This window comes from Pseudomonas sp. GW823-FHT06B06, assembly GCF_058795195.1.
Map to the genome: position 1 here is coordinate 1 of NZ_JBXAHO010000079.1, position 12,571 is coordinate 12,571.

General features: G+C 61.3%; 11 protein-coding genes. 4 read left to right on the forward strand and 7 right to left on the reverse strand.

Features of this window, described 5'->3' with window-relative positions:
• Positions 1 to 273: 273 nt before the first annotated feature.
• The 7 genes from AC1Q8Q_RS31780 to AC1Q8Q_RS31810 all read right to left on the reverse strand — a co-directional run bounded on the left by AC1Q8Q_RS31780 (position 274) and on the right by AC1Q8Q_RS31810 (position 6,659).
• Positions 274 to 1,284, reverse strand: coding sequence for a YeiH family protein (locus AC1Q8Q_RS31780; RefSeq protein ID WP_020798538.1), 1,011 nt, complete (start codon positions 1,282 to 1,284; stop codon positions 274 to 276).
• Positions 1,281 to 1,607: a Rieske (2Fe-2S) protein gene (locus AC1Q8Q_RS31785; protein WP_020798539.1), complete on the reverse strand. Its 327-nt coding sequence runs from the start codon at positions 1,605 to 1,607 to the stop codon at positions 1,281 to 1,283. The genes AC1Q8Q_RS31780 and AC1Q8Q_RS31785 overlap by 4 nt, the downstream gene beginning before the upstream one ends.
• On the reverse strand, positions 1,604 to 2,266 hold the full coding sequence (locus AC1Q8Q_RS31790; protein ID WP_020798540.1) for a DsbA family oxidoreductase: 663 nt from the start codon (positions 2,264 to 2,266) through the stop codon (positions 1,604 to 1,606). The genes AC1Q8Q_RS31785 and AC1Q8Q_RS31790 overlap by 4 nt, the downstream gene beginning before the upstream one ends.
• On the reverse strand, positions 2,263 to 3,588 hold the full coding sequence (locus AC1Q8Q_RS31795) for an MFS transporter (RefSeq protein WP_020798541.1): 1,326 nt from the start codon (positions 3,586 to 3,588) through the stop codon (positions 2,263 to 2,265). Before AC1Q8Q_RS31795 ends, AC1Q8Q_RS31790 begins: the two co-directional genes overlap by 4 nt.
• Positions 3,589 to 3,676: 88 nt before the next feature.
• A complete protein-coding gene (locus AC1Q8Q_RS31800; protein WP_020798542.1) occupies positions 3,677 to 4,729 on the reverse strand; it encodes a beta-keto acid cleavage family enzyme in 1,053 nt (350 codons plus the stop codon).
• 87 nt (positions 4,730 to 4,816) lie between these two features.
• Complete coding sequence (locus tag AC1Q8Q_RS31805) at positions 4,817 to 5,665, reverse strand: TauD/TfdA dioxygenase family protein (protein WP_020798543.1); 849 nt, start codon at positions 5,663 to 5,665, stop codon at positions 4,817 to 4,819.
• Positions 5,666 to 5,678: 13 nt separating this feature from the next.
• A complete protein-coding gene (locus AC1Q8Q_RS31810; protein WP_020798544.1) occupies positions 5,679 to 6,659 on the reverse strand; it encodes a quinone oxidoreductase family protein in 981 nt (326 codons plus the stop codon).
• A gap of 232 nt (positions 6,660 to 6,891) precedes the next feature.
• On the opposite strand from AC1Q8Q_RS31810, the gene pdxR reads away from it, so the two are divergent.
• The 4 genes from pdxR (at position 6,892) to AC1Q8Q_RS31830 (ending at position 12,132) form a co-directional block, all read left to right on the forward strand.
• A complete protein-coding gene (pdxR, locus tag AC1Q8Q_RS31815) occupies positions 6,892 to 8,400 on the forward strand; it encodes a MocR-like pyridoxine biosynthesis transcription factor PdxR (RefSeq protein ID WP_492615957.1) in 1,509 nt (502 codons plus the stop codon).
• Positions 8,401 to 8,511: 111 nt separating this feature from the next.
• Complete coding sequence (locus AC1Q8Q_RS31820; RefSeq protein WP_083348858.1) at positions 8,512 to 9,567, forward strand: sugar phosphate isomerase/epimerase family protein; 1,056 nt, start codon at positions 8,512 to 8,514, stop codon at positions 9,565 to 9,567.
• Positions 9,568 to 9,631: 64 nt separating this feature from the next.
• Positions 9,632 to 10,897: an MFS transporter gene (locus AC1Q8Q_RS31825; protein ID WP_033043380.1), complete on the forward strand. Its 1,266-nt coding sequence runs from the start codon at positions 9,632 to 9,634 to the stop codon at positions 10,895 to 10,897.
• Positions 10,898 to 11,064: 167 nt separating this feature from the next.
• On the forward strand, positions 11,065 to 12,132 hold the full coding sequence (locus tag AC1Q8Q_RS31830; protein ID WP_020798549.1) for an alpha/beta fold hydrolase: 1,068 nt from the start codon (positions 11,065 to 11,067) through the stop codon (positions 12,130 to 12,132).
• Positions 12,133 to 12,571 lie beyond the last annotated feature (439 nt).

Genomic DNA, 12,571 nt, shown 5'->3' on the forward strand with positions numbered 1-12,571 from the left:
GGCAAAGCCTTTTGCTTCCTTTTTGCTGGGCCGGCACTCCGGCGTTTGAAAAAGGGAGTCGCCGTAAGGGCGAAACCCTAAGTGGCCGTTACCGCAGCAATGGATATGTACTCCGACAGAAAATTTCACACAGGCCCACCGGGCAAAAAAAACGGCGACTGCTGGTACAGTCGCCGTGAAAAACCAGTGTCATCGACACCGGTCGAGAACACCACCGCAGCTAGGAGCCAACTGCGGTGCGGTCCTCTGCCAGAAAACGATTTACGTCGGCAGTCATAGGCCCCAGTGCAGCAACAACAGCACCAGCACGACGAGGAACACCGTCTCCCCCACCATCAGCAGGATCGGCTTGATGCCCACCGCCGCCAGCTCCTTGAGCTGGGTCTTCATGCCCAAGGCACTGATGGACACCACCAGGCACCAGCGCGACAGCTCATTGATCGAGCCCTGCACCGCCGGGGCTATCCACCCGGTGCTGTTGATGCACGCCAGAATCAGGAAACCGACAGCGAACCATGGCAGCAACGGTGGCCGCTTGCCGGTCGGATCGGCGCCCTGCATGCGCGTGATCATCGCGGCGGTGACGATCACCGGCAGCAGCATGGCGACGCGCATCAGCTTGACCACTGTCGCCGTGTCACCGGTCTCGGTTGACATGCTGTAGCCGGCACCGACCACCTGCGCCACATCGTGGATGGTCGCTCCAAGAAACACCCCGGCCACTTGCGGCGACAGTTGCAGCCAATTGGCGATCATCGGGTAGACGATCATCGCCAACGTCGACAGCGCCGAGACTCCGATCACCGTGAAAAGGGTCGCGCGTTCTTTCTGCGGGTGATTAGGCAGCGCTGCCGCCAGCGCCAATGCGGCCGATGCACCACAGATCGCGGTAGCCCCACCCGTGAGCATGCCGAACAAACGCTGAAAGCCCAGCGCCTTGGCCGCGATTACCGACACGCCGATGGTCACCACCACCAGGATCACCACCAGGGCCACCGGCTTCCAGCCCAGCGCCGCCATCTGTTCGAGGGTGATGCGCATGCCCAGCAGCGCCACCCCGATTCGCAACACGGTGCGTGCGGTGAACTCGATACCGGCCTTGCAGACGCCGTCACCGGCGAGGAAATTCAGGGCCATGCCCAGCAGCAGGGCAAACAGCATGACGGGCGCACCGTAGTGCTCGGACAAGAACGACGCGGCGGCAGCCACGATCAGACTGACGATGAAGCCCGGGGCCAGTTCGCGCGTGCGACTATGGATGCGGGTAAGAGCGATGGCGCTCATGGCGCGGACTCCTCAGGAACTATGACGATGAACGCCTGGCCGTCGATGATCTCGACCGGGTAGTTGTTGACTTTGACCTGCCTGGAATTGAGCAGGTAGCCGCTGTGCAAATCGAAGCGCAAACCATGGGCGCAACATTGGATCACCCGCCCCTCGAGACGTCCGCCACACAGCGAGGCGCCCTGGTGCGGACAGCTGTCGTCGATGGCAAACAGCTGTCCGTCGACGTTGAACAACGCCAGGCTTTTGTCCTCGAACTCGAACAGCGCCCGGCCACCGGCCTGCGGATGTTTGCCGACAGGTACGGGAATGCGCCGGGTCATGCCGGCTGCCGCTCGTGCTCAGGTTCCTTGAGCGCTTCGTTCATCGCGCTGAGCAGCGCCTGGGCAGGTTGTGCACCGATCACCGTTATGCGCCGGTCGAACTGGAAGCTCGGCACACCACTGGTCGCACCAGGTGATCCTGCAAACGGCGTGGCATCGCCCTTCAGGCAATCGAGCACAGCGTCGCTATCGAAACCGCAGGAGCGGGCGATGGCGAGCAAAGTCTCGTGGCACCCCAGGTTCTCGCGCTTGCGGAAGTAAGCGGCGAACAGCCGCTCGAGCAACATTTCACACTGGGCAGCATTGCCCAATGCGCTGATCCGCTCGAACAGGCGATGGGCATCGGCGGTGTTGGGCATCGTCTCGATCTGGGTCAGGTCGATGTTCAGTCCAACCGCCGCGGCAGCCCGTTGTACCTGGGCCTGACGCATGGTCATGGCGTCGGCATTGCCCAGGCGCTTGCGGTAGAAATCGGCGAAGGGCTCACCTTCTACCGGCAACTGTGGCAGCAACTGCACGCCATGCCACTGCGTGCTGATCTGCACATCCGGGTGGCGACTGCGAAACTGTACCTGCGCATGCTCCAGCTGGCGCTTGCCGATCAGGCACCAGGGGCAGATAAAATCGAAAAACACATCAATCTGTAGACGACGACTCACAACTTCACCTCTAACCCGGCTTGGCTGACGCGGTCAGGCACGGTCTGACCCTGAAGACGGGCAATATCTTTGTGGTAATGACACTTGGCGTAGAAGAACACGGCCGCTGCCGCGAGGCTGACCAGTGGCACCAGTTGAAAAGCGGCATGCAGGCCGATGAGGTCCGACACCCTTCCGGTGATGAATGGTCCTGGCGCCAGTCCCAGCATGTTGTTGGCCAATGTCAGCGTGGCGAAGGCCGTGCCATGGACCGAGTAATGGGTCAGGTTGGCAACCATCGCGCCAGCCGGGCCGGTGGTACCGGTGGCAATCAGCATGCCCAGGCAGATCAGTGCCAGCTGCAACGGCCCTGCCTGTAGCGCGAACGCCGCCGACAGCAACAGGCAACTGCCCAGGCAAAACGCGATGGCCAGGCTGACCTTGCGTTCCGGCGAGTTGCGACACAGGCGATCGCTGAGCATGCCGCACAGGATCATCCCGGTACCACTGCACAGCACGATGATTGCGGCCATGCCGCCAGCCTTGTCCGTGGGCATGTCGTAGTAGCGATTGAGGTAGCTGGGAATCCACACCATTACCGTGCCGCCGACGAACAGCTGCAAGCCGCTGCCGATGTAGGTAGCCACCACCGAACGACTGGACCACAGCGTACGCAGCGGACGCTTGGCCGCGGCTACCTTGTTCGCCAACTGGGCTGCACGCTTGGGCGCAATGCGTGCTTCCTTGACGATGATCGGGTACAGGATTGCCAGCAGCAAACCAAACAGCGCCATGCCAGCGAACGACCAGCGCCAGCCAAGCTTGGCGGCGATAGCACCGCCCAACGCCATGCCCAACACCGAGCCAAACATCCCGCCCGCCATGAACGCGCTGGCCAGGGTCGCCCGCATGTGTTTCGGAAACACCGAAATCACCACCGCGATGCCGACACTGCCGTAGGCGGCTTCGCCGACGCCGACCATGAACCGCGCGATGAACATTTGCTGATAGTCCTGCGCCAACGCGCAACCCAGCGTGGCCAGGCTCCACAGCATCGCCATCAGCGCCAGGCTCTTGACCCGGCCAAAGCGGTCAGCCATCAGCGACAGCGGAAATGTCAGCAGGCCAACCATCAGCGCGACAATGCCACTGAGCAGGCCAAGCTGCCCGTCGCTCAAGGCCCATTCGCCCTTGAGCAGCGGGAACACCGCGTTCAGCACCTGGCGTGACATGTAGTCGGAAATCAACAGGCCGAACGTCAGTGCGAAGACAATCCAGGCATATTTACGCGCAACGTTGACGCAACCAGCGTCGTCATCGTCGGCGATTGGGTGAAAGGCCATGCAGCCTCCTCAAAGCTTTTATTTATTTTTGTTATCAAGCGTTTTGCAGTGCGCACGAGGGGTCACGGCCTCTCGTGCGCACCACGGGTCAGCCGCGTTGCGGCACACCTTTTTGCCCGGCCTTGCGGTTGGGCGACATACCGTTGGCCAGCAGGGTCTGCTCGATGCTGTCGTACTTCACGCCGATGCGATAAATCTCGCGGGCTTCTTTGCCCGTGGCGATTTCGCGACCCAGTTCGTGGGCAATGCGCACGGTTTGCTGGATTTGCGCAACCGAGCCGAAACGCTCGCCCTTGTGATCAATGATAGTGTCTTCGTTGCCAACGCGCGGGTGCAGCCCCATGGACATCGCCATGGTGTTGAACGGCAGCACGTTCTTGAGCAGCGATTCGGAGGTCAGGGTGCAGCCATCCGGAACACGGTGGATGAAATTGAAGAAGTTGAACGGGTTCGGACCATCAAAACCACCGCCGATGCCGATCCAGGTCAGGTTCAGCGGGCCTTTGTAGATGCCCTTGCGCACCAGGCGCTCCAGGGTTTCGTAGGCATGAATGCCGGTCAGCTGGAAGTGCGGCTGGATGTCGTTGTCCATCAGGCGCTTGAGGTGCTCGGCAACCCAGGCTGGGCCGGCCGGTACGGTCATTTCGCTGTAGGCAGCCTGGACCAGCGGGTTGGCCAGGGAAGTGCCTTCCAGGTATTCCGGGTACAGCAGTTCCATGATGTTCATCTGGGTGGTGTTGATCGCCACCGTGACCTGGTCAGGTTTTGGCGTCAGCTCGGCCAGCATGTGGCGAGTGTCGTCGGACAGCCACTTGGCGGCTTCGCCATCGCTTTCCGGGGCGAAGGAAATCGAGCCACCCACCTGGATGATCATGTCCGGCACGGCTTCGCGCACACCGGCGATCAGCTCGTTGAACTTCGACAGGCGCTTGGAGCCCTTGCCGTCCAGTTCACGTACATGCAGGTGCAGGACCGTGGCGCCGGCTTCATAGCAATCGACCGCTTTCTGGACTTGCTCGTCCATGGTCAACGGGATGTCTTCCGGGAAGTCTTCCGGCATCCATTCCGGGCCGTACGGGGCCACGGTGATGACCACTTTTTCCATGTTTTCGGGGTGCAGGGAATCGTCGAAGAATTGCATGAGTTACTCCAGTTCTTATGATTGTCCCGCCCACCCGGATGCGTGCCGGGCAGGCGTGTTTACGAGTGCGTATGCAGAAAGGGTCGATCAGTACGTCTTGTCGCCGATGATCCCGGCGCGCTCCATCTTGCGATGGCACGGTGGGTAATCCATGACGGCGTAGTGCTGGGTACTGCGGTTGTCCCAGATGGCGATGCTGTTGGGTTTCCAGCGCCAGCGCACTTGATACTCGGGGATATACGCCTGGCTAATCAGGTAGCGCAGCAAATCGCTCGCGCCGGGGTTGGCGTCCTGGCCGAAGCGCACCCGTTCAGGGGTGTGGTAGTTGCTCAAGTGGGTGGTGAAGGCGTTGACGAACAGCACTTTCTCGCCGGTTTCCGGGTGCGTGCGCACCACCGGATGCTCGGCGTCCGGGTACATGGCCTTGAGCGCCAGGCGTTTCTCGATCGGCATCGCCGCACCGAAGCTCGCTTCGATACTGTGGCGGGCGCGCAAGTCGGCAATCTTCAGCTTTACGTCTTCAGGCAAGCGCGCGTAGGCCTCGACCATGTTGACCCACATGGTGTCGCCACCGACCGGCGGGCATTCCACGCAGCGCAGCACGCAACCCATCGGCGGTGCCTCGCGCCAGGTCGCATCGGTGTGCCAGGCGTTTTCGTAGCGGTCCATCGGCTGGTCCGGGTTCTTGTAGATGCGCACCAGCCCCGGGTGCTCCGGATCGCTGCCGGCCACCGGATGGTCCTCCAGTTCGCCGAAGCGCCGGGCGAAGGCCACGTGTTCGGCGCGAGTGATGTCCTGGTCACGCAGGAACACCACGCGGTGCTTGAGCAACTGGGCACGAATCTCGGCAAACAGACCGTCGTCATGCACCGCGTCGGCGAGGTTCACGCCGATCAGTTCGGCGCCGATGCTATAGGTCAATTGTTCGACTTTCATGGCTGGCCGCTCCTTAAATGACGAAAATCGACGAACCGGTTGTCTTGCGCGACTCAAGGTCACGATGCGCTTGTACCGCATCCTGCAAGGCGTAGTGCTGGTTGATCTCGATCTTGATCCGGCCACTGCCGACGTGATCGAACAACTCACCGGCCAGGGCGGCTTTTTCGGCCGGGTCGCTGATGTAGTTGGCCAGGGCCGGACGGGTCAGGTACAGCGAACCTTTCATCGCCAGCATCACCGGGTCGAACGCCGGGATCGGCCCGGATGCAGTACCCACGCAGACCATCAGGCCACGGGGTTTCAACGAATCCAGCGAACCCATGAAGGTGTTCTTGCCAACACTGTCGAACACCACATTGACGCCCACGCCGTCGGTTAATTCGCGAACGCGTGCAGCGACGTCTTCATGGCTGTAATTGATCGTATGGTCGCAACCGTGAGCCCGGGCGATCTCGGCCTTTTGCTCGGTCGACACCGTGCCGATCACGTTCAGCCCGAGCAACTTGGCCCACTGCGAAACGATCAGGCCGACACCGCCAGCGGCGGCGTGCAGCAGAATGCTGTCACCTTCCTTGAAGTCGTAGATGCGGCGCATCAGGTACGAAGACGTCAGGCCGCGCATGGTCATCGCCGCCGCCGTTTCGAAGCTGATGGTTTCCGGCAGCTTGATCAGCGGCGCGGCCGCAATCAGCCGTTCGGTGCTGTAGGCGCCAAGGGTGTTGAGGAAACCGGTATAGGTGACGCGGTCCCCCACCTGGACGTTGGTCACGCCTTCGCCGATGGCCTGGACCACACCGGACGCCTCGACCCCCATGCCGTTGGGCATCGGGATTGGGTAGGTGCCATTGCGAAAGTAGGTGTCGGCATAGTTCAGGCCGACCGCCACATGACGCAGTCGAACCTGGCCTGGACCGGGATCGCCGACTTCGACATCCTCGTAGCGAAGGACTTCGGGACCACCGGTTTCGTAGAAGCGTACGGCCTTGGCCATTTTTCTTATTCTCCAGTCTGCAATATTGGCTGCTGCGTCGATTTGCGCTGATTGGACTGTAGGATGCTGCCTGGTGAGCCGCTTCTCATCAGACGACAATGGCTTTTCATTTCATGACAGTGCTCGCTGTGGCGATGACGGCGGTGGATGACTTCTCCAGTGTCGCTCGCTACCCTTACGGGGTGCCTGACGGCGTTCCAGGTCAAACACACTCCATCCAGACGAGCATGTAATGAAATCCTCCGCAGGTTTGCTGTTGTCGGGCATCGCGCTGGACCGTGCCAGCGCCATCCCCCTTTACCGCCAACTCTACTTGCAGATTCGCAAACAGATTCTCGGGGGGCGGATTCAGGGAGGCGTGCGCCTGCCATCGACCCGCACCTTGAGCAAGGAGCTGGAACTGTCGCGGATCACCATTCTCAATGCATTCGATCAACTGATTGCCGAGGGCTTTCTGGCGTCGCGGACCGGGGCCGGGACCTACGTCGGCACTGAGTGGGAAAGCCGAGGCATTGCCGAGCAACCACAGCAGCCCGAGCCCCCTCGTTTGTCCGATCTGAGCCAGTCCATGCTGTCGTTGCGCAGCCGGCATTTTCGTGGCGTTTCCTATACCGGTTGGGCGGCGCAAACGCCCATTTCATTCCTGCCCAGCCACAGCGCCTACGACGCGTTCCCGCAACCGGTCTGGAAACGCCTGATGAACCGCCACCTGCACAAGCCGAGCAAAGCCATGCTCGGCTATGGCGAACTGCAAGGGCTGTTGGCCCTGCGCCAGGCCATTGCCGAATACGTTTTCGACGCCCGTGGCATCGACTGCAGTGTCGAGCAGGTGGTGATCGTTTCCGGTGCCCAACAAGCCTTCAACCTGCTGGCCATGCTGTTGCTCAACCCCCAGGACAGCGTGTGGATGGAGGACCCGGGGCATATCGCCGCGCGAATCGCGTTCCAGGCCCAAGGCGGTCAAGTAGTGCCGGTGCGTATCGATGAACAGGGCATCGATGTCGAGCAAGGACTGAGCCGCTGCCCTGAAGCTCGCCTGGCTTTTACCACACCGTCTCGCCAGCATCCCCTGGGCGTAACCATGAGCTATGCGCGGCGTCAGGCACTCATCGATTGGGCTGCACACCACCATAGCTGGATCATCGAAGACGATTGCGACAGTGAGTTTCGCTACAACGGCCGCCCGTTGCCGGCACTCTATGCAATGGATCAACGGGCTCGGGTGATCTACGTCGGTACATTCAGCAAAGTGCTCTTCCCCTCGTTGCGCCTGGGTTACGTGATTCTGCCGCAGGATTTGATCGAGCCCTTCTGCACCCTGCGTGCGGTGATGGATCGCAGCCCCGCCACACTGCTGCAGGCGGTGACCGCGGATTTCATGCGCGAAGGTCACTTTCTCGGCCATATTCGCCGTATGCGCGCGCTGTACCAGGCCCGCCAGCAAGCGCTGGTCGAGCAACTGCAACAACAACTCGGCAACTTCTTGCGAATCACCCCGGTGGACGCCGGCATGCACCTGATCGCCTGGCTGCCTCCCGAGCTCGATGACGACGCCATTGCCAAGCAACTGGCGCAACACAACATCCACACCTACGCCCTCTCCGACTACTGCATCGAGCACGTCCTGCCGCCGGCCCTGCTGATCGGCTTTGCCGGCACCCCCGAACACCAGGCCCGGGAGCGCGTCGAGGCGCTGGCCCGGGCCCTGGACGCGATGGGGTGCCTGACGCAGGCCACTTGAGCACAACAAGTGGTCTTATCAATTAACTGATAATGGATCTATCGAGAGTTCCTGGCTGGCGCGATAAAGGCTGCGCCGCAAGACCCGGTGTCTGAACCAGGAACGACTCGAATGAACAATAAGATCCAGGAACGATTCAACGCTTTGCTTTGCCACAACGTGGTCGAGGAAGACACGGCGCCCGTGCTGACTGACGCACTGGCCCGGCAATTGCTCGAACGACTGGCGCAACTGCGCCTGTTTGCCCACGCCTATCCGCTGCTGACCAACCTCACCCAGGGTCGCGTCACCCCCGTCGACCTGCTCGATTTCGCCTATCGCCACGAGTTGCAAGGCCTGAGCCTGCACTTGCTCGACGGCGAAGCCAACAGCCTGAGCCAGATGACGCCCGCGCAACTGCAGGTGTTTGCCGACAAGGCCCGCGCCCTGGGACTGGACGTGCATCTGGAAATCAGCAGCACACAGAAGAAAGATGTCGACCAGGTGATCGCCATCGCCCGCGCCCTGGGCGTACGCAACATCCGCGTCTACTCGCGCTACGAGGGAACGCTGTCGCGGGTCATGGACCTGATCGAAACCGATCTGCGCTACTTGGCGCAGCAGGCGGATGAGCACGACCTGTACTTCGACTTCGAACAGCATGAAGAGCTCAAGAGCAACGAGATCGCGCAACTGCTCAACCGCCTCGACCACCCTCGCCTGCATGCCCTGTTTGACTTCGGCAACATGATCAATGCCTGCGAACAACCCCTGCAGGCGCTGCGCAACCTGGCACCGCACATCCGCCAGGCGCACCTCAAGGGTGTGCGCATCGTCCCCGAGCAAAACGGCTTCGGCCATTACGGCGTGCTGCAAGGCAGCACTGAAGACGACCTGCCCAGCGCCCGACTGCTGTTCGAGCTGTTGATGCTGGGCGACACAACCCCGCAGGTGATCGCTTTCATCCTCGAGCAGGAAAACCACTACGTGGCGCCGGCGTTCCGCCAGACCGCTGAGGCGGCCGACCCCTTCATCGCTTATCGGGAAATGAGTGAAACACCCCTGCCCGACGGCTTCTCGCTGGAGCGAATGCTGGCCGACGAGCACCGCTGGGCGAACAACCAGGTGGCCTATGTACGCGGTGTGCTGGCCGAATTGCGCACCCTGGCCGAGCTGACCCTGGCCTGACCCTGCCCAATAAGACCCAAGCCTGAACCCGACGCTTCGAACCGATTACACCCGGAGAACAATAATGACAACTCAAAACAAGGCCAAATGGCTCAGATTCCTGATACTGATCCTCGGTGGCGGCACCATCTACAAACTGGCCAACCTCAAGGACGCCTTCTATGTGCCCATGCAGCAATTCATGGGCTTGAGCCACACTGAAATCGGCCTGTTGCTGAGCGCCAACGCGATCATCGCCACTGCGCTGTTCGTGGTCGGCGGCCTGCTCGCCGATCGCTACGACACGCGCAAACTGATCCCCCTCGGCCTGATCGGCACCGGTAGCCTTGGGTTGTACCTGGCAACCTTTCCCCCCTTCAACAACCTGTTGATCGTGTTCAGCCTGCTGGCGGTGTGTGCCGACTGCCTCTTCTGGCCCTCGTTGCTCAAGGCCATCCGCAACCTGGGGGATGATCAGGAGCAGGGTCGGCTGTTCGGCCTGCTGGAAGGTGGACGTGGTGTCGTCGATACCCTGGTGGCCTTCTGCGCGCTGGGCGTGTTCGTTGCCATGGGGTCGGGTGAAGCCGGCCTGAAATCGGCGATCCTGTTCTACTCGGTGATCGACATTCTGGCCGGGACCCTGACCTGGTTCCTGCTCAAGAGCGGTGGCACAAAAACGACCGCCAAGCCCGGCAACGGCCTGGCCAACCTGTTCGAAGCCATCAAGGTGCCGGGCATCTGGCTTGTCAGCCTCAACGTGTTCATGGTCTACATCGTCTACTGCGGCCTGACCTACTTCATTCCCTACCTCAAGGAAATGTACGGCCTGCCGGTGGCACTGGTGGGCGCCTACGGCATCATCAACCAGTACTTCCTGAAGATCCTCGGTGGCCCTGCCGGCGGTTTCATCGCCGACAAGCAGTTCAAGAGCACCAGCCGCTACCTGAAGTGGGCGTTCCTCGCGCTGCTGCCGCTGATGGGCATCATCCTGCTGATTCCGAAGAACCCGAGCTTCATCTATGCCGGCATGGCCGCCACCCTGTCCTTCGCGCTGATCGTGTTCTCCATGCGCGGCGTGTTCTGGGCGCCGATGGGTGAAGTCGGCATCCCGCAACACATCACCGGCTCGGCCTTCGGCATCGGCTGCCTGATCGGCTATGCACCGGGCATGTTCGCCTACGTGATCTACGGCGCGATCCTCGACCACTTCCCTGGCGAGCAAGGCTATACCTATGTATTCAGCCTGATGAGCGGGTTGGCGATCATTGGCTTCATGGTGTCCAGCCTGCTGTATCAATCGGTGCGCAGGAAGTCCATGGTCAGTGGTGAGGTAAGCGCAGCGCAGGCTTGATGCGACGCTGTGTATCACTGTGTATCTGGACAACGGCGGGATACAGGTGCTTGCACCGGTCCCGCTCTTCGACACAGGCCAGATACGTCATCGCGCTCAAATGCAGGCAGGGTTTGAAGGGGATCGGCTGGGTCCCCTGGCCAGCGGTTTGCAAGGGAGAGATCACGATGAAAATGGCACAGCAGAACGACAACACCGGTAAACCCCGCCGCAGTCTGATCAGCGCTTCGATCCTCGCGCTGAGTCTGTTCGGCGTCCTGGGAGCCGCTCACGGACAAACCTCCGCTACCCTACAGCCTGCTGCGACAGCGGCTGGCGTCACGCAGGCGGCAGATTTGCCATTTGGCCCGCTCAAGCATGTCAACGCCGGCCTGCTCAACGTGGCGTACGCCGAAACGGGCCCGGCCGATGGCCCGGTGGTGATTCTGCTGCACGGTTGGCCGTACGACATACACAGCTATGACGCAGTCGCGCCCTTGTTGGCGGCCAAGGGTTATCGCGTGTTGATGCCCTATGCCCGCGGCTACGGGGACACGCATTTTCTCTCCGAAAAAACCCTGCGCAACGGCCAGCCGGCCGCCCTGGCCAGCGACGTCATCGACTTCATGGACGCGCTGAAAATCAAGCAAGCCGTGCTCGGTGGCTATGATTGGGGCGCACGCTCGGCCGACATCGTTTCGGCGCTGTGGCCAGAACGGGTCAAGGCACTGGTCTCGGTCAGTGGGTACCTGATCGGCAACCAGGCCGCCGGCAAGAACCCGCTGCCACCCAAGGCCGAGCTGCAGTGGTGGTACCAGTTCTACTTCGCCACCGACCGCGGCCGCGCCGGGTACGAGAAAAACACCCATGACTTCGCCAAGCTGATCTGGCAAACGGCCTCGCCAAAATGGGCCTTCGATGACGCCACCTTCGACCGCAGCGCCAAGGCGCTGGAAAACCCCGACCATGTCGACATCACCGTGTTCAACTACCGCTGGCGCCTAGGCCTGGTCCAGGGCGAGAGCCGCTACGAAGCGCTGGAACAGAAACTGGCCACCGCACCTTCCATCAGCGTGCCGACCATCACCCTGGAAGGCGACGCCAACGGCGCACCGCACCCCGCCCCCGAGGATTACGCCAAGCGCTTTACCGGCAAGTACGAATTCCGCCTGATCAGCGGCGGCATCGGCCACAACTTGCCACAGGAAGATCCGCAGGCGTTCGCCAAGGCGGTGATTGATGCGGATCATCTTTGAGGCCCCTGCGATAGGGGGCTGACAGCCGACCAATCGCTCGCGGCTATACCCGTTCTACTGTAGGAGCCCGGTTTGCCGGCGAAGGCGTCCTGGCGGCCAATGGGGTTTGTGACTGAGTACATATCCGTTGCTGCGGTAACGGCCACCTAGGGTTTTGCCCTTACCGTAGGAGCCAGGCTTGCCGGCGAAGGCGTCCTGGCAGACGATGATTGTCTTTCAGGTGTACATATCCGTTGCTGCGGTAACGACCACCTAGGGTTTCGCTTTTACCTGTAGGAGCCAGGCTTGCCGGCGATGGCGTCCTGGCAGGCGATAATTGTCTTTCAGGCGTACATATCCATTGCTGCGGTAACGACCACTTGGGGTTTCGCCCTTACGGCGAGTCACTTGGAAAAGCCCCAAGTAACCAAGGGCTCTTGCCCCTGGCGTTCGGTGCCTC